At 66.7% G+C, this 23649-nt stretch carries 20 protein-coding genes and 1 tRNA gene; 11 read left to right on the forward strand and 10 right to left on the reverse strand.

What is annotated here, in order from left to right; translation table 11 throughout:
- Window positions 1-47: 47 nt before the first annotated feature.
- Window positions 48-689 carry a carbonic anhydrase gene (locus ACFOD4_RS14750; protein WP_379597583.1) on the reverse strand — a complete coding sequence of 214 codons (642 nt, stop codon included), beginning with the start codon at window positions 687-689 and terminating at the stop codon, window positions 48-50.
- A 104-nt stretch (window positions 690-793) separates the two neighbouring features.
- A complete protein-coding gene (locus tag ACFOD4_RS14755) occupies window positions 794-1960 on the reverse strand; it encodes an imelysin family protein (RefSeq protein ID WP_379597585.1) in 1167 nt (388 codons plus the stop codon).
- A gap of 225 nt (window positions 1961-2185) precedes the next feature.
- Here ACFOD4_RS14755 and ACFOD4_RS14760 point away from each other — a divergent pair, with 225 nt between their 5' ends.
- The 3 genes from ACFOD4_RS14760 (at window position 2186) to ACFOD4_RS14770 (ending at window position 5549) form a co-directional block, all read left to right on the forward strand.
- On the forward strand, window positions 2186-4423 hold the full coding sequence (locus tag ACFOD4_RS14760; protein WP_379597587.1) for a TonB-dependent receptor: 2238 nt from the start codon (window positions 2186-2188) through the stop codon (window positions 4421-4423).
- Between the two features lie 74 nt (window positions 4424-4497).
- Complete coding sequence (locus tag ACFOD4_RS14765) at window positions 4498-5181, forward strand: Fe2+-dependent dioxygenase (protein ID WP_379597589.1); 684 nt, start codon at window positions 4498-4500, stop codon at window positions 5179-5181.
- Between the two features lie 155 nt (window positions 5182-5336).
- Window positions 5337-5549, forward strand: coding sequence for a hypothetical protein (locus ACFOD4_RS14770; protein ID WP_379597591.1), 213 nt, complete (start codon window positions 5337-5339; stop codon window positions 5547-5549).
- Between the two features lie 79 nt (window positions 5550-5628).
- On the opposite strand, the gene ACFOD4_RS14775 is transcribed toward ACFOD4_RS14770, so the two are convergent.
- Window positions 5629-5868: a YMGG-like glycine zipper-containing protein gene (locus ACFOD4_RS14775; protein ID WP_379597592.1), complete on the reverse strand. Its 240-nt coding sequence runs from the start codon at window positions 5866-5868 to the stop codon at window positions 5629-5631.
- Window positions 5869-6028: 160 nt separating this feature from the next.
- Between ACFOD4_RS14775 and ACFOD4_RS14780 the strand changes: the two genes are divergently transcribed.
- From ACFOD4_RS14780 to ACFOD4_RS14805, 6 genes are all read left to right on the forward strand, one after another.
- Entirely contained in the window at window positions 6029-7069 is a 1041-nt protein-coding gene (locus ACFOD4_RS14780; RefSeq protein ID WP_379597593.1) for a rod shape-determining protein, read from the forward strand.
- Window positions 7070-7125: 56 nt separating this feature from the next.
- A complete protein-coding gene (mreC, locus tag ACFOD4_RS14785; RefSeq protein WP_379597594.1) occupies window positions 7126-7989 on the forward strand; it encodes a rod shape-determining protein MreC in 864 nt (287 codons plus the stop codon).
- Window positions 7990-8002: 13 nt separating this feature from the next.
- Window positions 8003-8533, forward strand: coding sequence for a rod shape-determining protein MreD (mreD, locus tag ACFOD4_RS14790; RefSeq protein ID WP_379597595.1), 531 nt, complete (start codon window positions 8003-8005; stop codon window positions 8531-8533).
- Between the two features lie 13 nt (window positions 8534-8546).
- Window positions 8547-10484, forward strand: a complete 1938-nt coding sequence (gene mrdA / locus ACFOD4_RS14795; protein WP_379597597.1) for a penicillin-binding protein 2 — start codon at window positions 8547-8549, stop codon at window positions 10482-10484.
- The gene (rodA, locus tag ACFOD4_RS14800) at window positions 10481-11629 is read left to right on the forward strand and encodes a rod shape-determining protein RodA (protein WP_379597598.1); all 1149 of its coding nucleotides are present in this window, start codon (window positions 10481-10483) and stop codon (window positions 11627-11629) included. Before mrdA ends, rodA begins: the two co-directional genes overlap by 4 nt.
- A gap of 86 nt (window positions 11630-11715) precedes the next feature.
- Window positions 11716-11791: transfer RNA gene (locus tag ACFOD4_RS14805), tRNA-Lys, on the forward strand.
- 39 nt (window positions 11792-11830) lie between these two features.
- On the opposite strand, the gene ACFOD4_RS14810 is transcribed toward ACFOD4_RS14805, so the two are convergent.
- Together ACFOD4_RS14810 and ACFOD4_RS14815 are read right to left on the reverse strand one after the other, a co-directional pair.
- The gene (locus ACFOD4_RS14810; RefSeq protein WP_379597600.1) at window positions 11831-13219 is read right to left on the reverse strand and encodes a sensor histidine kinase; all 1389 of its coding nucleotides are present in this window, start codon (window positions 13217-13219) and stop codon (window positions 11831-11833) included.
- Window positions 13216-13893 (reverse strand): response regulator, encoded by a 678-nt coding sequence (locus tag ACFOD4_RS14815; RefSeq protein WP_379597602.1) that lies wholly within the window; start codon window positions 13891-13893, stop codon window positions 13216-13218. The genes ACFOD4_RS14810 and ACFOD4_RS14815 overlap by 4 nt, the downstream gene beginning before the upstream one ends.
- Before the next feature lie 353 nt (window positions 13894-14246).
- Here ACFOD4_RS14815 and ACFOD4_RS14820 point away from each other — a divergent pair, with 353 nt between their 5' ends.
- Window positions 14247-15710 (forward strand): DcaP family trimeric outer membrane transporter, encoded by a 1464-nt coding sequence (locus tag ACFOD4_RS14820; protein WP_379597604.1) that lies wholly within the window; start codon window positions 14247-14249, stop codon window positions 15708-15710.
- Between the two features lie 107 nt (window positions 15711-15817).
- Here the strand turns inward: ACFOD4_RS14820 and ACFOD4_RS14825 are convergent, their stop codons facing one another.
- The 4 genes from ACFOD4_RS14825 to ACFOD4_RS14840 all read right to left on the reverse strand — a co-directional run bounded on the left by ACFOD4_RS14825 (window position 15818) and on the right by ACFOD4_RS14840 (window position 20889).
- Window positions 15818-16051 carry a hypothetical protein gene (locus tag ACFOD4_RS14825; RefSeq protein ID WP_379597605.1) on the reverse strand — a complete coding sequence of 78 codons (234 nt, stop codon included), beginning with the start codon at window positions 16049-16051 and terminating at the stop codon, window positions 15818-15820.
- Between the two features lie 154 nt (window positions 16052-16205).
- Complete coding sequence (locus ACFOD4_RS14830; protein ID WP_379597607.1) at window positions 16206-17789, reverse strand: 2-isopropylmalate synthase; 1584 nt, start codon at window positions 17787-17789, stop codon at window positions 16206-16208.
- A gap of 277 nt (window positions 17790-18066) precedes the next feature.
- Window positions 18067-19296 (reverse strand): acyltransferase family protein, encoded by a 1230-nt coding sequence (locus ACFOD4_RS14835; RefSeq protein ID WP_379597608.1) that lies wholly within the window; start codon window positions 19294-19296, stop codon window positions 18067-18069.
- A gap of 423 nt (window positions 19297-19719) precedes the next feature.
- The gene (locus ACFOD4_RS14840; protein WP_379597609.1) at window positions 19720-20889 is read right to left on the reverse strand and encodes a zinc-binding metallopeptidase family protein; all 1170 of its coding nucleotides are present in this window, start codon (window positions 20887-20889) and stop codon (window positions 19720-19722) included.
- Between the two features lie 104 nt (window positions 20890-20993).
- Here ACFOD4_RS14840 and ACFOD4_RS14845 point away from each other — a divergent pair, with 104 nt between their 5' ends.
- Window positions 20994-22580 carry an ABC transporter substrate-binding protein gene (locus ACFOD4_RS14845; protein WP_379597610.1) on the forward strand — a complete coding sequence of 529 codons (1587 nt, stop codon included), beginning with the start codon at window positions 20994-20996 and terminating at the stop codon, window positions 22578-22580.
- A gap of 33 nt (window positions 22581-22613) precedes the next feature.
- Here the strand turns inward: ACFOD4_RS14845 and ilvC are convergent, their stop codons facing one another.
- Window positions 22614-23630 (reverse strand): ketol-acid reductoisomerase, encoded by a 1017-nt coding sequence (gene ilvC, locus ACFOD4_RS14850; RefSeq protein ID WP_379597611.1) that lies wholly within the window; start codon window positions 23628-23630, stop codon window positions 22614-22616.
- Window positions 23631-23649 lie beyond the last annotated feature (19 nt).

The raw sequence follows: 23649 nt of genomic DNA on the forward strand, positions 1-23649 counted from the left end.
CCATAGGCGGGAGAGCCGCGGCGAATGCGGCCGCAGGCGAGCCCGCATCAAGCCATCGGCAGGAACTTGCCGTCCACCAGCCGAGACCAGATGCCGGTGCGGATGTCGAAGGAGCCGCCATAAACACTGAGGCTGCCGGAGGCAATGCGCTCGCTGATGAAAGGAAAGGTCAGGAGGTTGCGGAGCGAAAGCTTCACCGTTTCCAGCTCGCACTGGGCTTGCGCCTCCTCCGCGTCGACGGCGGCGCAGGCCAGGGTCCGACGGCGAGCCTCGGCGGCGATGCCGGTCATCCAGGGCTCGACAAAATCCTTGGTGCCGGCCGGGAAGCCGCTGAGCAGAGCCTTGACGCCGCCGCACATCGCATGGCCCAGCACGATGATGCGCGGCACCTCCAACACCGAAACGGCAAACTCAATCGCCGCCGAGGTGCCGTGGTAATCGCCATCCGGCTTGTAGGGCGGCACCAGGTTGGCGACGTTGCGGACAATGAACAATTCGCCCGGCGCGGCGTTGAACACCATGCCTGGATCCACGCGGCTGTCGGAGCAGGCGATCACCAGGGCACGGGGCGCCTGACCGTCCCGGGCCAGCGTCTCGAACAGCTTGCGCCGCTCCGGCCAGATTTCGGCACGGAAGCGGTGATAACCCTCCAGGAGATCCTCGAGGCCCTGGCTGGGGGGAGGCTTCATGTCGCTCATCCTGTTACGGCCATGGTGTGCCGGACACTCCGGGCACCCTCCTACTCCCCCCATGCCGCATTGCAAACCGACCGCCGGAGTACCGCTGCCATGCTTCAGCGGGGTGGCGCCGGCGGTGCGGCGATGCCTCCATCCTCGGTCAGGGAGGTGGAGGCAGGCAGGCCGAGCGCCGGCACCAGCCGCTGCGCCAGCAACAGGCGCAGGGATGCGGCCTCGTCCCGCGCCTGCAACGGGGCGGCGCGCCGTGCCTCATCGCCGATCGCCTCCTCCAGGGGGAGGTGAAAGGCGGCGGTGCCGGCGTCCAGCAGATCCAGGGATTGACGCAGACGAAGCACCAGTTCGCCCGCACCGGCCGCTTCCAGCGCCGGCAGCATGCCCGTCGTCATCGCGCGGATGGCCTCCACGTTGACGCGGATCGCCTGACCTGAGAGCCGTGATCGCCAGCATTCAAGCTGCTGCGGGTCGGCTGCCGCAGCCGAGTTCCGGAGGGCGGGGGCCAGTTTCGGCCCCGCCACCGCCTCCAGCGCGGCGTGCAGCGCCCGAAGCAGATCCAGCGTGGCATCGCGCGGGGTGGCATAAGGCGCGCGAGGCTCGGTCATCGCTGCCGCCTGCGGTGTTTCGCCGCCGGTCCAGCCAGCCAGGAGGTCGCGGCCGAGCGTCGCCAGATTGCCGCCGATGGTGCGCAGCAATGCGGCACGATACCCGGCCCCGGCATCGCCCGCCGCGAGCCCGGCCGCCGCACCCTCCCCGAACAACAGCCGCTCCAAGGCCGGCAGGCCCCGTGTGGTGACGTGGCCCAGCGCCTGGGGCCGGGCTTCCAGCACGGTGGTGTCGCGGGTGGCAATGGCGCGGGCCAGATCCTGCCCCACCCTGTCCTCCGGGTCGGGCCAGAACTGCACCCTGGCATGGCGGCTGAACAGGTCGGCCGGGCCGAAACGAATATGCTGCACCGATTGCCAGGCCAGCATGGTGTCGGCGAAGCCCTCTCGCGCCGCCGCCAAGGGGCCCGGCTCGGTCGGATCGCGCGCCAGTGCATCCAGGCGCGCTGTCAGGTTGGCCGTGGCCGAGGTGAAACGGCGATAGCCCGGCAGCACCCCCTGCTCCACCACGGCCCGGTTGAGGGCGCGTAAGGCTGCGTCATCCGGCGCCGCCGCCAAGGCGCCGCGGCCCGGCAGCAGAAGCGCCGGGATCGTCAGGGCAGCGCGGCGGGAAAGGCGCATGGCGAAGAGCGTCCACAAGGCCAGCGGCGGGGCGATGCGCATCGACCCGCCATCCGCGGGTCGTCGCGCACCCGGATCGGCGGCTGGGAGCGCCGGGGGGCGCCCGCCATCATGCCCCACCCGCACCGCGACGGGAACAGGCTTGGCCGGAACCGCCGGACCATGGAACGCAATTCTTACCTATTCGTAATCTGCGCCGCAATTGACGCGCTCCCGTTTGCAAAATAGCTAATGCGACGCATTCTCATTTACGGAAAATCCAGGCTCATGAGCAGGCAGGCCGGCGTGAACCAAAGCTGCGCGAGAGGCGCCGCTCCGCATGCGGCCTGGATGGCCGGGCTGGCGGTCGGCCTGCCCGGCATCGCGCTGGCGCAGGGCACCAACGCGCCGGCCACGGGGAACGCGCTGGCCTTGCCGCAGGTCGATGTGGAGGCGGAGCTTCCGCCCAACACCCTGAGGCGCGGCACCAATGTGGGCCGCCTGCCGGGAATTGTGCAGGACACGCCACAAACCATCAACGTGATCCCGCGGGAGGTGCTGGAGCAGCAAAACGTCACCACGCTGGAGGAGGCGCTGCGCAACGTTCCTGGCATCACCCTTTCCGCCGGCGAAGGCAATGGCGGCGTGGCGGGTGACCAGTTCCGCATCCGCGGTTTCGCAGCGCAGAACGACATCTACGTCGATGGATTGCGGGATTTCGGCGCCTACCAGCGCGACGCCTTCACCTACGAGGACGTGGCGGTGCTGAAGGGACCATCGGGCTACGCGCTCGGCACTGGCTCGGTCGGCGGCGGCGTCGCGGTGGGCACGCGTCTGCCGCAGCTGGGGAACAACTATGGCGGCACGGCAACCGGGGGAATGGGCCCCTACGCGCGCGGCACGCTCGACCTCAACCAGCAGATCGGTCAGACCACGGCGCTGCGCCTGAACATGATGGGGCAGTCCAGCCGCCAGGTGGGCCGGCGCGAGCTTGACCGCCGCGCCTGGGGTATCGCGCCTTCCATCGCCTTCGGCCTCGGCACAGACACCACCTTCTCGCTGCACTACCTGCACTACGAATACGACCGCGCGACGGATGGCGGCATCCCGATGATCGCGCGCTCCGGCGGCGCGGTGCTGCGGCCGATGAACGAGTACGGCCTGCCGCGCAGCCAGTGGTACGGCTTCGACAGCGATCGCGATGAAGTGACAGTCGACACCCTGACCGCCCGGCTGAGCCACACCGTCAATGACTGGCTGACCGTGTCAAACGACACCCGGCTGTCCTTCATCGACCGCGACTTCGCCTACTCGGTGCCGAGTTGCGCCACCGGAGGCGGACTGTCCTGTGTCAACGCGTTCTTCGCGCGCAATCCGGCAGGGACCGTCACGGTGGGCGGCGCAGGCAACCCTTATCATCAGGAAAGCTGGGCGATCCAGAACGTCGTCCAGGCCACGGCCCGCTTCACCACCGGGCCGCTGCGGCACGAGCTGGTGGGCGGCATTGACGTGTCCTACGAGGATTTCGACCGCACCGGATACAACATCGTCGGCACGCGTCCGACCAGCCCGATCTTTGGCAGCAACGCTGACATCGCATTGGAGCGCGGCTCGCCGAACAACAGCCGGAGCGCCGGCGTGACCACCTATGCCGGCTTCATCAATGAGCGGCTGTGGCTGACGCCGGAGGTCTCGCTGATCGGCGGCGTGCGCGTGGCGCGGTTCGAGACGGATTACGACACCACCACTTTCGCGACGGGAACGCGCAGCTCCATCGACACCGGGCACACCACGGTCGACCCGCGCGCATCGGTTGTCTGGGAGCCGACATCCGGCCAGACCTACTACGCCACCTACTCGACCTCGACCACCCCGCCGGGCTTCCTGTTCACTACGCAGCCCGGCACCGCGAATGCCAACGCCGGCGGCTACGACCCCGAGCGAAACACTCTGTGGGAGCTCGGTGCCAAGCTCGGCCTTCTCGGCAACCGGCTCGGTGTGTACGGGTCGCTCTACCGGATCGAGAAGGACAACGCGACGCAGACGCAGCCGGATGGCACGCTGCTCGCCAGCAGCGACAAGCAGCGCAACCAGGGCATCGAGATCGGCGTGACCGGCCAGGTGACGCCGGGCTGGACGATCAACGCCAACTACACAGCCATGGACAGCGAAACCCGCGAGTCGACCAATCCCGCGAACCTGGGCAAGCGCGTTCAGTATGTCCCCGAAAACGCGGCCTCGCTCTGGACCACCTATGAGCTCAACCGCAACGGACCCTGGAACCTGACGCTGGGCGGCGGCGTCACCTGGCGCGGGCAGGTCTACACCAACGCGGCCAACACAGCGGAACTGCCGGACAATCTGGTGTTCGACGCGGTGATTTCGCACCGGATCAACAACAATCTCCGCATCCAGGTGAACGGGTACAATCTGGGCGACGCCTTGAACTACGACGCCGCCTTCAACACCCGGGCCATCCCCTCTCCCGGGCGGACCGTTCTGTTCACCCTTGCCGCCGATTTCTGAGCCCGACAGCCGGGCCGGTGGCGACACCCGGGCTGGCTCGGCCTCGGCATGAACCTTCGCTGAAAGGCGCCGCCATGTTGGTGCAGATCCCCGATGTGTTGACCTTGCAGGAGGTCGTCTATTGCCGGCGGGTGTTGGAAGCCGCCGGCTGGGTGGATGGCAAGGTCACGGCAGGCGATCAATCCGCGCCGGCCAAGCACAATCTCCAGGTGCCGCAGGACAGCGCCGCAGGACGCGAGCTGTCCGAGATCGTTCTGCAGGCGCTGGGCCGTTCGCCACTGTTCGCCACCGCCGCCCTGCCACTCAAGGTCTTCCCGCCGCTGTTCAACCGCTATGATGTGGGTATGACCTTTCACGCCCATGTGGACAACGCCATCCGCCCGGTGCCGGGAACGGGCGCACGCATCCGCACGGATGTTTCCTCCACCTTGTTCCTGACGCCCCCAGAGGATTACGACGGCGGCGAACTGGTGATCGAGGACACTTATGGCGCGCAACGAGTGAAGCTGCCGGCAGGGCACATGGTGCTCTACCCTGCGACCAGCCTGCATCGGGTCGAGCGCGTCACGCGCGGCAGCCGCTGGGCCTCGTTCTTCTGGACGCAATCCATGGTGAAGTCGGACCAGCAACGCCGACTGCTGCACGAGATGGACATGTCCATCATTCGTCTGCGCGCCGATCTGGGAGACGCGCACCCCGGTGTGCTCGGGGTGACGGCCAGCTACCATAACCTGCTGCGCGAATGGGTGGAGATGTAGGAGTTCCGTTGCGGCCATGCGGCGGTGTACAGGGTGGCCCGCGCAGGCCGCGTTTGTGGAACGGATCCCGAACTGTCATCTGCTCAGCACCGCAATTTCCGATCCGGACCCGATCCGAACCCGGATTGGGTCCCGGCAGGGCCAGCAGGTTTCTGATGATCCGTTCCCGTCCTGTTGAGATTGGCGGCCGTTTCGTGGGGGTGGCCATCGCCGTCATCCCGGCGGCGCCGGACCTCGCCTTGGCATGGCGTTTCCATGCCACCGAGCCTATGGCCGCCGCCGCCGAGGGCGAGCTGCATGAAAATCTTGCGGGCTTGCAGCGCCGGGTGCAGGCCGCCTTGCAAAAGCCGACCCGGCGCGCCGCCTGACGGGCCGCAATAAGCTGCGGCCCCATCCGGAATGGATGGGGCCGCAGGAAGGCTTAGCGAGCGAGGTGAGGTGCCGGCGTCACCGCCAGGCCGGGCGCCCCAGATTAACAGAGTCCGGGCCGGTCAGCGCACCGCCAGCGGCACCTGCCGCGCCGCCGATCAGTGCCCCCGCCCCGGCATTGCCGGAAAAGGAGCCGATCGCGGCACCCGTACCGGCGCCCAGCAGGCCGCCCGAGGCTGCGCGATCGCCCGTGCTGTAGCCGCAAGCCGACAGGCCGAGCGCTGCAACGGCCAGAACCGCGAGGGTGGATCGGCGCATGAACTGCAATCCTCCGAAAGTTGCAAGATCGTCACCACAGAAACGCGAATTGGACGTCCGGGTTGCGCCACAGGCGATTGCGCCTTGAGCGCCGGGCAAGCCCGGTTTAAGCCACGGCGTCAGGCTCTCGCCGGCGTGATTCGCCCGGAAGGTTCCCCGCATGTTCTCCCGGTTGTTCGGCTTCCTCTCGGCCGACATGGCTATCGATCTCGGCACCGCCAACACGCTGGTCTATGTGAAGGGCCGGGGCATCGTGCTCAACGAGCCCTCGGTGGTCGCCATCGCCGATATCCGCGGCCGCAAACAGGTGCTCGCGGTGGGCGAGGAGGCGAAGATGATGCTGGGCCGCACGCCGGGCAACATCGCCGCCATCCGGCCGCTGCGCGACGGCGTGATCGCCGATTTCGAAGTGGCGGAGGAGATGATCAAGCATTTCATCCGCAAGGTGCATAACCGCCGCGGCTTCGCCTCGCCCCTGATCATCGTCTGCGTGCCCTCGGGCTCCACCGCCGTCGAACGCCGCGCCATTCAGGAAAGCGCCGAATCGGCGGGAGCGCGCAAGGTGCTGCTGATTGAGGAACCGATGGCGGCGGCGATCGGCGCCGGATTGCCGGTGACGGAACCTTCGGGCTCCATGATCGTCGATATCGGTGGTGGCACCACGGAGGTCGCGATCATCTCGCTCGGCGGCATCGTCTATGCGCGCTCGGTGCGTGTCGGGGGCGACAAGCTGGACGAGGCGATCATCAGCTACATCCGTCGGCACTTCAACTTGCTGATCGGGGAGAGCACGGCCGAGCGGATCAAGATGGAGATCGGTGCCGCCGCCTATCTGGAGGGCCAGGAAGGACCGACCACCGAGGTCAAGGGCCGTGACCTGATGAATGGCGTGCCGCGGGAGGTGGTGATCAACCAGCGCCAGGTGGCCGAGGCCATTGCCGAGCCGGTGACCCAGATCATCGAGGCGGTGAAGGTGGCGCTGGAGAACACGCCGCCGGAGCTTTCCGCGGACATCGTGGACAAGGGCATCGTGCTGACCGGCGGCGGTGCGCTGCTGCAGCGACTGGATGAGGTCCTGCGCGACGCGACCGGCCTTCCTGTTTCGGTAGCCGATGATGCATTGGCCTGTGTCGCGCTGGGCACAGGCCGGGCATTGGATGAGATGAAGCGGCTGCGGCACGTCCTGTCCTCGATGTATTGAGGAGCGAGCCGCGCTATATTGCGCTCGCCCGCTGATTGAGGGCGCTTGGAGGCCGCGTGATCCGTCTCAGCATTCCGCTGCGTCAGGCCCTGTCACGCCTTTCCCTGCCGGTGCTGATTGCCGCCGCGCTGGGCACCGCGCTGCTCGGCAAGGCTGACATCCAGATCGTCGAACGCTTGCGCATGGCGGTGGCCGATACATTGGCCCCGATCTACGGCCTGGCCGCGCAGCCGGTGACGGCGGTGCGCGAAACCTGGCAGTCGCTGGGCGAATGGCGCGATATGCGCGCCGAGAATGCCAGGCTGCGAGAGGAGAACGACCGGCTGCACCGCTGGCAGGCTGCCGCGCTGTCACTGCAGGCGGAAAATACGCTGCTGCGCCGCCAGCTCGGCTATCTGCCCGAGGCACCGGCGCGATACCACACGGCGCGCGTCGTGGCCGATGCGGGGGGGACCTACGCCCAGGCCGTGCTGCTGGCCGTTCCACCGGGCAGCGCGCTGCGCAAGGGACAGGTGGCGCTCGACGACCGCGGCCTTGCGGGGCGCGTCACCGAGCTCGGCAGCCGTTCCGCCCGCGTGCTGCTGGTGACCGACATGAACAGCCGCATCCCCGTGACGCTGGAAGGCAGCCGCGCCCGCGCCATCCTCGCCGGCACCAACACGGCGCGTCCCCGCCTTGAACACATGCCGGCCGATACTCAGCCGCGGGAGGGCGAGCGTGTGGTGACCAGCGCCGAAGCCGGAGTGTTTCCCGCCGGGCTGCCGGTCGGCATCGTCCGCCGCTCGGCCAACGGCGCGCAGGAGGTGGAACTGTTTGCCCGCCTGGACCGGCTCGACATGCTGCGCATCTTCGATTTTGGCCTCACCGGCATCCTGCCGCCTGAGGCGGTGGCGCGTCCCGAGCCACGGCCACGCCGTTGAAGGTAAGCGCATGATGGATCGCGCGCCCCCTCCGTTGTTTCTGCTGCTGCGGCGGCTCGACATGCTCGCCCGTACGGCGTTTCCCGCTGCCGGGACCGCTCTGCTGATGGTGTTGGCCGCCGCCCCGGTGGGCCTGCCCAGCGCCGTGCCGGCCGTCATGCTGGGCTGCGTCTTCTTCTGGTCCATGTTCCGCCCGGCCGCATTGCCGCCGCCGCTCTGCTTCCTGTTGGGGCTGCTGCAGGATCTGCTGGGTTTCTCCCCCCTCGGCATCGGCATCCTGACGGCGCTGCTGGCGCATGCCGCCGCGCTCCGGCTGCGACGCCACCTGGTGAGGCAGCCCTTCTGGCGGGTGTGGCTGGCCTATGGGGCATTCGCGGCAGCTGCCGCGCTGCTGGGCTATGCCATGCAGGCGCTGCTGGGCTGGCGTCTGCCCCCCTGGTGGGCGGGGGTGGTGCAGTTCCTGCTCTGCCTAGGCCTGTATCCCCTGCTGGCGGCGGTGCTGACCAGGGCGCACCGCGCCATGCAGCGCACAGAGGCTCTGTGATGCGGATGGTGCCATGAGCAAGCGCGACGAGGAGCGGCGCCGCACCGTGTTCACCCGGCGCGCCCTGCTGCTCGGCGCCGGGCAGGTCGGGCTGTTCGGCTTCCTGGGTTATCGGCTGCAAAAGCTGCAGCTGGAGGAAGGCGACCGCTACGCGACACTGGCCGAGTCCAACCGCATCTCCACCCGCCTGCTGGCGCCGCCCCGCGGCCGGGTCCTGGACCGTGCCGGGCGGGTCATCGGCGCCAACGACCTGAACTGGCGCGTGCTGCTGACCGCCGAGGAGGCGGAGGACGTGTCGGCCACGCTCGACACCTTCAGCCAGCTGCTGCCGCTGACGGAGGGCGAGCGGGCCAGGATCGAGCGCGACGTGCGCCGCCGCCGCCGCTTCGTCCCCGTGGTGGTGCGGGAATTCCTGAGCTGGGAGGAGATGGCGCGGATCGAGGTCAACGCGCCTGACCTGCCCGGCATCAGCGTCGATGTCGGCACCACGCGCGACTATCCCTATGCCGAGCACCTGGCGCATGTGGTGGGCTATGTGGCACCGCCTGCCGAGGCCGACATGGATGACGATCCGCTGCTCACCCTGCCTGGAATCCGTGTTGGCCGGGCCGGCATCGAGCGCTTCCACGAGCGCACCTTGCGCGGCCGTGCCGGGACGATGGAGTTGGAGGTCAATGCTGTTGGCCGTGTGATCCGCGAGCTGGACCGGCGCGAAGGCGTACGCGGGCAGGACGTGCAGATCTCGGTCGATGCCGAACTGCAGAAGGCCGTGCGCGGCCGCATCGAGGAGGGCACCAGCGTTGTGGTGCTGGATGCACAGAATGGCGAGGTGTTGGCCATGGCCAGCCAACCTTCCTTTGATCCCAACCTGTTCTCCTCCGGTATTTCTGCGGCGCAATGGCGTGAATGGACACGCAGCCGCGCCACACCGCTGATCAACAAGGCCACCAACGGCCTCTACGCGCCAGGCTCCACCTTCAAGATGGTGGTGGGTCTGGCGGCGCTGGAAGCCAAGACGATGACCCCGGCGGAACGCGTTCATTGCCCAGGACACTACGACCTGGGCGACACCCGCTTCCACTGCTGGCGCCGCGGCGGACATGGCAGCGTGGACCTCCGCGCGGCGCTGAAGCATTCCTGCGACGTCTACTTCTACGAGGCGGCGCGGCGCACCGGGATCGATCGCATCGCCGCCATGGCGCGCCGCCTCGGCCTCGGCGTGGAGCCGGGCATCGAACTGCCGGGCGCCCGATCCGGCTTCGTCCCAACGCGCGAATGGCGTACGCGGCAAGGCAAGCCCTGGAACCTGGGCGACACGGTGGTGCACGGCATCGGCCAGGGCTTCTACCAGCTCACTCCTCTTTCACTGGCGACGATGACGGCGCGGCTGGCCACCGGAAGGGCGGTGCAGCCCCATCTGACGCACGGGATCGACGGCAGGCTGGTACGTGGCGTGAGGGCCGAGGATTGGCCTGCGCTCGGTATTCCTGAGTCCGATCTGCGCCTGATGCGCGAGGGGATGTGGGCGGTGGTGAATGAGGGCGGCGGCACGGCGCTGAGCGCACGGCTGCCGGGCGGGCTTGGAGTCATGGCAGGCAAAACGGGCTCGGTCCAGGTTCGCCGGGTGACGCGCGAGCAGCGCGAGCGTGGCTATCGGGCCGAGGCCATGCCGCGCGAATGGCGACCGCACGCGCTGTTCGTGGCCTACGCCCCCTATGACGCTCCGCGTTACGCCATTTCGGTGGTGGTGGAGCACGGGCTGAGCGGTGCTGGCGCCGCCGCGCCACTGGCACGCGACATCATGGTGGACACGATCAACCGGCTGCGCCCCACGGCCCCATCAGCACCGCAGGCCGGCCCCTCCCCCGACGGCCAGCAGCCGGACCGTGCCGACACGGCGCCGCCAAGCCGTGCGGAGCGGATGGCCGATCGCGGAGCATCGGGCCGATGACGGTGTTTGAGCGCCGGCTGCTGACGCAGGATCGCGGCTCCGGCTTGCTGGGCAAGCTCTGGCAGGTACCCTGGCTGTTCGTCCTGGTGCTCTGCGGCGTGGCGGCGGTGGGTTATGTGGCGCTGTATTCGGCTGGCGGCGGCGCCGCGGAGCCTTATGCGGGTCGGCACGCCATCCGCTTCGGCTTCGGCCTTGTGATGATGCTGTCCATCGCCATGATCGACATCCGCATCATCGCGAGGCTCTCCTGGGCGGGCTATGCGGTGGGCCTAGGATTGCTGGTGCTGGTCGCGCTGCACGGCGAGGTCGGCAAGGGGGCGCAGCGCTGGATCAATCTCGGCCCTCTGCAGCTGCAGCCTTCGGAACTGATGAAGATCCTGCTGGTGCTCGCCCTCGCCCACTGGTTCCACCGCGCCAGTTGGGAGCGGGTGGGAAACCTGTTCTTTCTTGTTCCCCCCCTGCTCGCGGTGCTGCTGCCAGTCGGACTGATCCTGAAGCAGCCCAACCTCGGCACCGGGCTCATCACGCTGATGATCGGCGGGGCGGTGTTCTGGGCAGCCGGGGTGCGATGGTGGAAGTTCGCGTTGATCATCGGCGCCGCCGCCGCCATCGCGCCGGTCGCCTATGACCATTTGCACGATTACCAGCGCGCGCGGATCAACGTGTTCCTCGATCCGGAAAGCGATCCGCTCGGCAGCGGCTACAACATCATCCAGTCGAAGATTGCGCTGGGCTCGGGCGGGCTTTGGGGGAAGGGCTTCCTGCAGGGCACCCAGGGCCATCTCAATTTCCTGCCCGAGAAGCAGACGGATTTCATCTTCACCATGCTGTCCGAGGAATTTGGCCTGGTGGGTGCGCTGGTCACCCTGGGGCTGCTGTTCCTGGTGGTGATGTTCGCCCTGGTGGTGGCGCTCCGAAGCCGTCATCAATATGGCAGGTTGGTCGCCATCGGACTGGGGGTGAACTACTTCCTCTATGTCTTCGTCAATGTCGGCATGGTCACCGGCTCCATCCCGGTGGGCGGTGTGCCGCTGCCGCTGATCAGCCATGGCGGATCCGCGATGCTGACCTCCATGGTGGGCTTCGGGCTGTTGATGTCCGTCTTCGTGCACCGGAATGTGGAATTTGCTGCGGCGCGCGATTAGGGGGTTGCACGGCAGACTGGATCGGCTAAAAGCCCCGCCACGGGCGGCGGCAACGCCGCTCCGGTCGGGAACTTCCCCGGAAACGGGGGCGCATAGCTCAGTTGGTAGAGCAGCTGACTCTTAATCAGCGGGTCCTAGGTTCGAGCCCTAGTGCGCCCACCATTCCCTCCACTCCTCCTGATATTCTGGCTGCAATCGGCGTCAGGCCTGGCTAGGCACGATGTTGCGTGCCTGCACCACCGGGATCTGGATCCGGAACGACGCCCCGCCCATTGTCGAGGCGCCCAGCGTTACGCTGCCGCCATGCAGCTCTGCCGCGCGCTGAACAATGGAAAGCCCCAGCCCGGCACCCACACGGCGGGGATGGGTGCGCCGACGGGTGCGCCAGAAGCGCCGGAACACCAGTCGCCTCTCATGCTCGGGCACGCCCTCTCCCGCATCCTCCACTATGACGGCACCATCGGTGCCGACGGTCACTGCCACCGACGCGTCATCGGGTGAATGGCCGATCGCGTTCTCCAGCAGATTGACGATGGCCTGGGACAGCGCCTCTTCCTCCGCCAGCACCGGGACCGGCTCCAACGGGAGATCAACCCGCAAGGTCACGCCACGCTTGGCCGCGAGGGGCCGCATCAGGTCCACCAGATCGGCGGTCAGCACCCGCAGATCCACCTCGCGATCGGGGCGTAGCCCGGCAGCATCCAGCGCAGCAATGGCAAGAAGCTGCGCCACCAGCCGTTCCAGCACCGCCAGATCCTTCTGCAGGGCCGACGCCGCGCCACGGTCCACCATCAGGTCGATCTGTGCCTGCAGCACGGCCAACGGCGTGCGCAGCTCATGCGCGGCATCGGCAACAAAGCTGCGCTGCTCCGCCTGACCGATCTCTATCCGTTCGAGGGCAGTGTTCATGCTGCGCACCAGCGGCACAAGCTCGTCCGGGACCGAAGCCTCGCTGAGCCTTTCGCCCGGCGCCTGGGCCGAAATGCGGCTCGCCTCCGCCGACAGCCGCAGCATAGGCTGCTTGATCCGTTGCAGCATCCACAGCGTCGCCGAACCTAGCGCCAGGAAAACCGGCAGGACCACCCACCCGACATCGCGCAGGAACCCGGCCGCGGCGTCATCCAGCAAGACATCCGGATGCTGCAGGTCCTCCGCCACCTGCACGGACAGCAAGGCGCCGGCAAGGCGCAGCGGCATGGCGAGCCCGTGCCACTCCCGGCCATCCCGGTTGAGGGCGAAGCTCTCCAGCCGCGTGGTGTCGGCGGGCACGGTCAGGGCAACGCCGGCACTGCCGGCCAGCAGGGCGTTGGTTCGCGTGTCCACCACCGCGTACACGGCCCGCCCGTAGATGGGGGAGAACGCAGCGGCCACGTCGGCGGGCAGGCTCAGCTTCCATCCCTGCTCTGGCTGCCAGGACAGGTGATGGGCCAGGGTTTGGGCACGGTGCAGCAGGGAGCGCTGCTCCAATTGCCGCATGGCCTGGTCATTCCGGAGGGCTAGCAGCAAGACCAGCACCAGCGCAGCCACCAGCAGCGCCGACAGAAAGGCGAGCGTTGCGCCTGCAGCCAGCGAGGAAGGCTTGCGCTTCACCCTTCCTCCTCCACGAGACGATAGCCCAGGCCCCGCTCGGCACGGATGGTCAGGCCCGTCGCCAGCGCCGACAGCCGGCGTCGAAGGCGCGAAACATGCACCTCTACCGTGTTGCCGCCCAACTCTCCGCCAAACCCGCCGAGGTTCTCCTCGAGATACCGCTTGCTCACCATCCGATGGCGTGCCCGCAACAACATCTCCAGCACCATCATCTCGCGGCGGGGGATCGCGCACACCTTGCCATGAACAGCGAAGGTGCGCGAAGCGGGGCTCAGGCTGATCTGGCCGAATTGCAGCTCCGTAGTGGCCGGTACGCCGGCGCGACGGCAGGCGGCCGCGATGCGGGCCACCATTTCCTCCAGTGCGAAGGGCTTCACCAGGTAGTCGTCGGCACCGGAGTTGAGGCCCTTCACCCGGTCGGAAAGCCGCCCGCGGGCTGTCAGGATCAGGATGGGCAGCAGCCGGTTCTCGCGCCGAACCCGCTGCAAGACTTCCATGCCATCGCAATCGGGCAAACCGAGATCCAGAACCAGAGCCTGATAGGACGCGGTACGAAGCGCGGATTCAGCTTCCTCGGCTGTTCCTACAGTATCGACCGACCAGCCGACCTGCCGCAGCCCTCTTCCAAGTAATTCGCAGAGCTGAACATCATCCTCTGTCAATAAGATGCGCATCAACAATCCAAGTCAGCGAGACCTCGTCTGGCAAGCTTCTCTAGCGGGCGCCTGATTGGATCGACAATCGTAAAAAATCGTTTTCCTTTGTCAGCTTCGCGTCAGCTTTCGCGGCCAGAAGGGGCGCACCGCCCTGGCACTGCCCGCGGAAGGCCGCCGAACGATATGGGAGGTGGCACTCGCGCATCCGCCACCTCCCGGAACCAATCCTCCCCTCGGGAATGGTTCCAGGCCTCTCCATCGGCATGCGAGGGCGGCCCGCCGTACCGCCGGTACGGCGGCGATCCGTCCTGTCAGTAGCCCGAGCCGCACGGTGCCTGCCGTGCCGTGGCCACCGTTTCCGGAGAGACCGCGTGTCCCACCAGCTTTCGTCGCGCCGTGGCGCCACCCTTCGCCACGGCCTGTTGAGCGGCACCGCACTGGCCCTGGCCATTGGCTTCGCCCTGCCCGCCCACGCCCAGACCAACACAGGCATGCGCCAGGAGATCGAGGTGCTGCAGCAGCGGCTCAACGCCCTGGAAGCGCAGCAACAGCGCGAGGCCGCGACCGCCGCGCAGGCCCGTGCCGAGCAGCAGGAGATCGCCCAGCGCATTTCCCAGCAGGGCGACCTGAAGGGCAGCTTTCCCCGTTCGGTCCGCATCCCGGGTACCGAAACCTCCGTCCGCCTCTATGGTTTCGTGCGCCTGACCGCTTCCCGCGATTTCGAGGGACGCAACCGCAGCGACGTGCAATCGGCCAACTCGGTTCCGCTGACCACCGGCCCCGCGGCACGGCAGGGCGGTGACTTCCAGTTTGGCGCACGCCGCTCGCGCCTCGGCGTCGAGACCCGCACCAACACCTCTCACGGCGTCGCCCGCAGCGTGCTGGAAATGGATTTCGCCGGCGCGCAGTCAACCTCCAGCATCTCCAGCCAGGCCAACTGGATCCCTCGCCTCCGCCACGCCTATGTTGAGTTTGCCGGCTTCACCCTGGGCCAGACCACAACGCTGTTCGGCGACACGGTGAATGGCGAGTTCCTCGACTCCTTCACCTTCCTCGGCCTTGGCGGCCCACGTCAGGCGCAGATCCGCTACACCGCGCCACTCGGCGGCGGCACCAGCTTCGCCGTGGGCCTGGAGAATCCGCTTTCCGACTTCACCTATGCGGGTGGCGTGCGGCTGCCGGATTCGGACGGCACGGTGCCGGCCGTTACGGTCAACCGCCTGCCCGACTTCACCGCCCGCCTGATGACCGCCGGAAGCTGGGGCAATGTCGCGCTGCAAGGCGTGCTGCGCCGCATCGACTATACCAACAAGGGCAGTCTGGACCCGGCGGAGCGCTACGCCGACGAGCAGTGGGGCTATGGCATTGCCCTCGGTGGCTCGCTGACAACGGTCGGGAAAAGCCGCGCTTTTGGCCGCGTCAGCTATGGCGAGGGCATCGGCCGCTATCTGGAGATCGTCGGCTCGGGCGCCACCAGCGACCTGGGTCTGCCTGGCATCACGCCCGACAACGCGTCCATGGATCTGGTGAAGGTTTCGGCGGCGACACTGGGCTACCAGCACTTCTGGACCGAGACCGTGCGCAGCACCGTCGCCGGCGCCATCGCCCGACAGAGCTACCCGACCTATGCACGGGAGTTCAGCGCCGCCACCCAGAACTTCCAGAACCGCACCTTGGGGCAGGTCATCGCCAACGTGGTGTGGTCGCCGGTGCCGGATCTGGATGTCGGCCTGGAGTATGGCTACGCCGAACGCTCGCTGCTGTCGCCTGGGCCGGAGAACGCGCAGCGCGGCGTCGGGCACCGCGCACTGTTTGCCGCGACCTATCGCTTCTGATCACCGCTGCGGGTCAGAACGGAAAGAAAGGGGCGAGGGAGCAATCCCCCGCCCTTTGTTCTCTGAAGGCCATCAAGGAGTGGCACCAGCTCGCGCCGGAACCCGGATCAGGTGCTGGATGCCGCCAGCCGCTCGGCTTGCTGCATCAACAGGTCCCATTCCGCCGCACACCGCAGCGCTTCATGCTTGGCGGTGCCGAGGCAGGAGTAACGCCGGTCCGGCCGGCCATCGAACTCGAGGATGTAGGGCTGTTCCTCGCCTGTGCGGAGGCGCAAGCGGATCGGATATCCGCAGAGGCACAAGGTCAATTCGGACGGCTTGGCGATCCACTCATGGGACATGGGGACATTCCCTGGATGGGACGGGGCGCCCCGCGCGCCCCGCCTTGCAGGAAACCATCGAAAAGGCATCCGGCGCAAGACGAAGCGCCACGGTTGATGAAACGAACCGGGCCGTTCCCTGCCCGTCACGTTGCCGCGTCACCCTCCTCTGGCCTCAACCAGCGCGCATCATCTCCGGCGGCGCGGTGCGGTCGCGCTTGGCCAGCAGCTTGTTCAGCGCATGCACATACGCGCGGGTAGAGGCGATGATGGTGTCAGTATCGGCACCCTGCCCGTCCACCATCTTGCCATCCTCCTCCAGCCGCACCGTGACCCGCGCCTGGGCATCAGTGCCGCCGGTAACCGACTGCACGGCATAGAGCTTCAGCTCCGCCCGGTGCGGCACAACCTGCTGCACAGCGTTGAAGGCGGCATCCACCGCGCCGTCGCCGCCGGCAACGCCGTCGCAGGCCTCGCCGTCCACTTCCAGCGCCACGGAGGCGATGGGACGCGTGCCCATTCCGGTGGCAACCGTCAGCCCGACCAGCTTCACGCGATCCTTGATGCGGACCACCTCGTCATCGACCAGGGCGACAATATCCTCGTCGTAGACAGACTTCTTGCGGTCGGCCAAGTCCTTGAAGCGCTTGAAGGCGTCGTTCAGCTGGTTGTCGCCCAGCGTGTAGCCCAACGTCGCCAGCTTGTCGCGGAACGCGGCGCGGCCGGAATGCTTGCCCAGCACCAGGGAGTTGGTGGCCCAACCGACGGATTCCGGCGTCATGATCTCGTAGGTGGTCTTGTCCTTCAGAACGCCATCCTGGTGGATGCCGCTCTCATGCGCGAAGGCGTTGCGGCCAACAATGGCCTTGTTGGGCTGCACGTCGAAGCCGGTGATGGTGGCCAGCAGGCGCGAGGTCTTCAGGATGTTCTGCGTGATGATGCCGGTGCTGTAGGGGATCACGTCCTGGCGCGTGCGCAGCGCCATAGCGACCTCTTCCAGGCTGGCATTGCCGGCCCGCTCGCCGATGCCGTTGATCGTCGCCTCGATCTGGCGTGCGCCCGCGTGCAGCGAGGCCAGGGTGTTGGCCACTGCCAAGCCGAGATCGTCATGGTTGTGGGCGGAGAAGATCACGCCGTCGGCGCCCGGCACGCGCTCGCGCAGCATGCGGAAGATCCGTGCCAGATCCTCCGGCACGGCGTAGCCCACCGTGTCAGGAATGTTGATGGTGGTGGCACCGGCCTTGATCGCCGTCTCGACGCAGCGGCACAGGAAGTCGGGATCGGTGCGGGACCCGTCCTCGGCCGACCATTCCACATCGGCGACGTGGTTGCGCGCCAGCTCGACCGATTTCTGGATCGCCTCCAGCACCTCGTCGCGGCTCATGCGCAGCTTGACGCGCATGTGCAGGTCGGAGGTCGAGAGAAAGGTATGGATGCGCTGGCGTGCGGCCGGCTTCACGGCCTCGGCCGCGCGCAGGATGTCGCCGGGTGCTGAGCGCGACAGGCCGCACACCACCGGCCCGTCCTTGGCGAAGCGCTCGGCGATGGAGCGCACGCTCTCGAAATCGCCCTGGCTGGCAATGGGAAAGCCGGCCTCCATCACGTCGATGCCCAGCTCGGCCAGGGCATCGGCCATGCGCAGCTTTTCTTCCAGGTTCATGGAGAAGCCGGGCGATTGCTCGCCGTCGCGCAGCGTGGTGTCGAAGACGATGACGCGGTTGTCGTCGATCGTGCCAAAGCTGGGGTGGTTCAGGGCCATGGGGCCGTTCCTCTTGCTTGCCGTGTCTTGGATGCTGAGCGGGCGTGTCTCGCCCGGGTTTCCCCCTGAGCGATGCCGGCAAAGCAGCCGGGCGTCACGCCCAGGGGCGGCTAAGTCGAAGAAGAAGGAGGCCGGACAGCGCGCGCGCACCGGCGCCGGCGGAAAAGCCGGAACGCAGCAGGGTGGCGCGCGGGGCAACAGTCATGTGAAAAGGATAGGCACGGGGCCGGCGGGGCGCAAGCCGGAAGATGGCTCCGTCCCCCGCATGCCTGCGACGTCAGGATACCATGCGCTGCGGCGCCGCGAGGCCGGCACCGGGCTGTGCCGTGGACAGCCTGGACTGGCTGCGCAGCGGGTCGCGCTCGCTGCGGCCGTTGAACAGCAGCAACAACAGCTTGCTGCGCCGGACGATCAGGTGGGTCGCGTAGGAGCCGAGCAGCGACAACACGGTGATCAGACCGAATTCCAGCAGCGGATTCATCGTGATCGACAGGAACAGCGCACAAAACCATGTCACGAAGGCGATATGAACCAGGTACATGGTCATCGAGGCATCGACGAGCGCGCGGCTCAGTGGCGTCGAACGGTTCAGATATCTCCGTGCGGCGGACATCAGCACATGGGCAAACAGGATGCCGGTGATGGGCGCCAGGAAGTAGGTGCCCATACGCGGCAGGGCTTCCTCGATCGGCGTGATCACAGCAAGGGCCGAGGCGCTCAGGAATGCCGCCACCCACAATCCGGCATGCGGCCGCGTGAAGCGCTCCAGCCAGTCTCGACGAAAAGCCAGCATGGCACCGAACAGGAAGACCGGCAGGTTGGCCACCACCCGTGCGGGAATCAGGATGCCATCCCAGAGATAGCTGACACCCGCTAGCTTGGCCGCCACCGCGAACCCTGCCGTCGCGCCGCCGATGGCGAGCAACGCCAGGCCGAACACCACTGGCCCGCGCTCCAGAACATTCTGCAGGGCGTGAGTTCGTGCCTCCAGCGCCAACTGATCCTTGAAGTGCCAGAGCGCCGCAAGCACTGCCGAGAAGATCAGGAGGTGCACGAGGAACCACAAATGGACCTGCCAAGGCTCCCCAAAGCTCGTGATCTGTGCCGTCCAGTGTTCCAGCATCCCATCGAGGCCCGCCTCGGCATAGGAGTTCGCCGCCATGATCATCGGATTGACCATCAGCGCAGTGGCAATCAGGGGGATCACCAATCGATAGAGGCGAGACCGCCACCATGGTGCGGCGCCGCGCCGCCGGATGATCAGGAGAGCGAAGAACCCGGCCAGCACGAAGAAAGCAGGCATGCGGAAGGTATGGCTGAACTGGGCCGCCCAGGTCAGCAATGTCGACTCTTCGGGCGAATTGACGATCCAGGACGAGTGGGAAGCGTAGACCAGTGCGACATGGTATGGAATGCCGAGTACCATCAGGCCAGCCCTGAGTTGGTCGAGATAGTCCCAACGCTCTATGTCCCTGGCGAGGCCAGAGCTAGCATGGTCGTTCTTCATACCGCACGCCTTCCCTTTTTGAGACCTGTCTCGGCAACAACCGTCTCATTCCATAAACGTCGCTGCCAGCAAGATGAAGCGCACGAAAATGCGTGCGTGAGACAGGAATTTTCCGAAATTCAGGGAAAGGTGCGCGACACGGGATGGCCTATGCTCGGCATCAACTTTGAGTCGGGAGTTGGAGCGAATATCTCGAATATAATCTTATTTGAGACAATTTTAGATCGAGGAAATGTGCCGTGCGCTGACAAGCGCAATCTTGGCAGAAGGACTACGACGAGTGTCTGACCACTCTCGTGACTCCGCTCCAAACCAGCGATCGATGCGGCGAAGAACATCGGCGCTTGATCCGCACATCGCATCTTCCGCGCGTGCAGTGTTCGCATGTGCTGAAGATGCTAAGGCGAATAACAAGAAATCGGATCAGGCGCGCCCGTGTACCAAGGCCTGGATGAAGCCGAGCTTGACGATAACACCCGGTGACAACACGAACGGGTAAAGGTCCGGAGTTCCCATACAACGATTGAGGCTGTTCACCGCAGCCGTCAATGGCACCCAGGCCTCGATCAGACGGGCAATCTCGGTGGCGCGGTAGGGATCGAAATCCACCTCGGCGGTCAGTTCATCCTCACGGTCCGCCTTCGGGTCGATACCGACGCCAAAGGCTCGCGCCATTTCCAGTGTGTCCACGATATGAAGGTAATGGGCCCAGGTTTCGGCGAAATCCTCCCATGGGTGCGCCGTGGCATAGCTCGACACGAAGTGCTCCTGCCAGTCAGGCGGCGGTCCATCATTGTAATGCCGTTGCAAGGCCGCGGCATAATCCTGGCTGTCATCGCCGAACACCGCCCGGCACTGCTCCAGCTTTCCGCCGTCCCGTACCAGGCGGTCCCAGAAGTAATGCCCGCTCTCATGGCGAAAATGGCCGAGAAGGGTGCGGTAGGGCTCGCCCATGGCCTCGCGGCGGCGCACCCGCTCGGTGTCGTCGGCCTCAATCACGGCCAGTGTGATCACGCCATGGTCATGCCCGGTCATCACCTTCTGGGCCGCGTCCGGAGCTTCGGCGAGAAAGTCGAAGACCAGCCCGGACTCGGGATCGTCGATGCGATTGGCCAGGGGCAACCCCAGTTGGATGAAACCGTAGAAAGCACGGCGCTTGGCGGTCTCGATCTTGCGCCAGCGATCGAGATTGGCGGTGTCTGACAGGTCCGGGATAAGCCGGTTGTGGCGGCAGGCCCTGCAGAACTGCTCCGGCGCATCATCGGGCACCATCCAGTTGCAGGCATCGTGCTGGGCATTGGTGCAGAAGCGATGGACGCGCCGCGGCTCGGCCCTAGGCCGCCATAGCTGCGGCGCGGCCCGCGGCCCGATGGGTGGATGGCCGGCCTCCAGCACACCCGCAGCCTGCTCGGTCCTGGCATGGTCCCTGATGGACGGCTGGGTCGCTGGCACGCCCGCCTCGCCTTCCTCAGGGTCCAGGGCGCTGAGGCGGTTCTGGTCTGGCAGGTAACCCAACGTGGCCCCGCAACGCATGCACTGCGTGTTCTCGAAATACAGGAGCTGCCCGCAGACCTCGCAATTGAACAGCCGCATGCCCGCGTGACCTCACGTATTCCGGCCTGGAATGCCGCATGGTCGTTACGGGTTGCATCGCTGCCGTATTGACGGGCGGCCCGGGCCCCCGCAGGCTCCGCATCATGCCAGCCCCGCTCCTGCGCCGCCGTGCCCTTGCCGGGATCGCCACCGGCCTTGCCGTCCCGAGGCTGGGCCACGGTCAGGCTGCACGGCCGCTGCGCTTCGTTCCGCAGGCCGACCTCACCATCCTTGATCCGATCTGGACGCCGGGGATTGTTTCGCGCAACCACGGGCTGATGGTGTTCGACACCCTGTATGGTGTGGATACCGATCTCAGACCACAGCCGCAGATGGCAGCGGGCCATGTAGCGGAGGATGGCGGGCGTCGCTGGACCATCACCCTTCGACCCGGTCTGCGTTTCCACGATGGCGAGCCCGTTCGCGCGCGCGACGTGGTGGCCAGCATCCGTCGTTGGGGCCAGCGGGACACCTTCGGCATTGCCTTGATGGCCATGACCGACCAGCTTTCGGCGATCGACGATGCGCGGCTGGCGTTCAGGCTGAAGCGACCCTTCGCCATGCTGCCCGACGCGCTGGGCAAACCTGGCACCATGAACGCCTTCATCATGCCCGAGCGGCTGGCGCTGACCGATCCTGGCACCCAGGTCACTGAAATGATCGGCAGCGGCCCCTACCGTTTCCTGGCCGATGAATATGAGGTTGGCGCCCGTACCGCCTATGGCCGGTTCAGTGGCTATGTCCCGCGGGAGGGTGGCACGCCCAGCCTGCTGGCCGGTCCTAAGATCGCGCATTTCGAGCGTGTGGAATGGCTGTCCCTCCCCGACCCTGCCACCGCCGCCGCGGCGCTGCAGCGGGGCGAAGTGGACTGGTGGGAGCAGCCGCCGGCTGATCTGGCCGAGGCGCTCGGTCGCCGCCGCGACATCCGCCTCGAGGTGCTGGACACCGCCGGCTCCCCGGCCTTTCTGCGCTTCAACCAGTTGCACCCACCGTTCGACCGTCCGGAAATGCGCCGCGCGCTGCTGGGCGCTGTGGCGCAGACCGATTTCATGCAGGCCGTTGCCGGCACGGACCGGTCATTGTGGCGCGATGATCTGGGCTTCTTCCTGCCGGGATCACCCATGGCCAGCGATGAAGGCATGGCGGCGTTGAGTGGCCCGCGCGACCTGGAGGCGGCAAAGCGGGCGTTGGCAGTGGCCGGCTACAAGGGCGAACGCATCATTCACCTTCAGCCGACTGACTATCCTTCGGTCAGCGCCATGAACCTCGTGGCCGCCGATCTGCTGCGCCGCTGCGGGCTGAACGTGGAATTGCAGGCGATGGACTTCGGCAGCTTCATCCGCCGCATCGCCAACCAGGAACCGCCCGAGCGCGGCGGCTGGAACTCGGTCTGCGTCAGTACGGCAGGGGCGAGCTGGGTGAACCCCGCAGCGCATAACTACCTTCGGGGCAACGGTCGCCGGAGCATCGTCGGCTGGCCAGCGAGCGAGCGCCTGGAAACCCTCCGCGACCGCTGGTTCGACACCCCGCCGGAAGAACAGGCCGTGCTGGGACGCGAGATGCAGCGCGTTGCGTTCGAGGATGTGCCCTTCATCCCCATCGGGCTATTCTACCAGAACACGGCCTATCGCGGAGATATCACCGGTATGGTCAAAGGCGCGCCGGTCTTCTGGAATCTGCGCCGCAACTGAGAAGAGGCCGGAAACCCGGCCCCTTCAGCGATTTCAGTTCTTGGCCTTGTCGACGAGCGCACCCTTGGTGATCCAGGGCATCATGCCGCGCAGCTTGGTGCCGACTTCCTCGATGGAGTGCTCGGCAAGGCGGCGGCGGGTGGCCTTGAAGGAGGCCTGGTTGACCTTGTTCTCCAGCATCCAGTCGCGGGTGAACTTGCCGCTCTGGATGTCGTTCAGCACGCGCTTCATCTCGGCCTTGGTTTCGGCGGTGATGATGCGCGGGCCGGTGACGTACTCGCCATACTCCGCAGTGTTGGAGATCGAGTAGTTCATGTTGGCAATGCCGCCCTCGTAGATGAGGTCGACGATCAGCTTCACTTCATGCAGGCATTCGAAATACGCCATTTCGGGGGCGTAGCCAGCCTCGGTCAGCGTCTCGTAGCCGGCCTTGATCAGCTCGACGAGGCCGCCGCAGAGCACAACCTGCTCGCCGAACAGGTCGGTCTCGCATTCTTCCTTGAAGGTCGTCTCGATGATACCCGAGCGGCCGCCACCAACAGCGGAAGCATAGGAGAGGGCGATCTCCAGAGCGTTGCCCGAGGGGTTCTGGTGCACGGCGACCAGGCAGGGCACGCCGCCGCCCTTCTGGTACTCGCCGCGAACCGTATGGCCGGGGCCCTTCGGCGCAATCATGAACACGTCGATGTCGGGACGCGGCTCGATGAGGTTGAAGTGCACGTTCAAGCCGTGCGCGAAGGCCAGCGCGGCACCTTCCTTCATGTTCTCATGCAGGTGGTCGCGGTACAGGTCGCCCTGACCCTCGTCCGGGGTCAGCACCATCACCAGGTCGGCCCACTTCGCAGCCTCGGCCGGCGACATCACCTTGAAGCCGGCAGCTTCGGCCTTCTTCGCCGATCCACCCGGACGCAGGCCGATCACGACCTCGGCCACACCGGAATCGCGCATGTTCATCGCATGAGCATGGCCCTGGCTGCCGAAGCCGATCACGGCGACCTTCTTCGCCTTGACCAGGTTCACATCGGCATCACGGTCGTAATAGACGCGCATCTCTCGCGCACTCCCCACT

Origin of the sequence: Teichococcus globiformis, assembly GCF_042646265.1 — a bacterium.
GTDB lineage: Bacteria > Pseudomonadota > Alphaproteobacteria > Acetobacterales > Acetobacteraceae > Pseudoroseomonas > Pseudoroseomonas globiformis.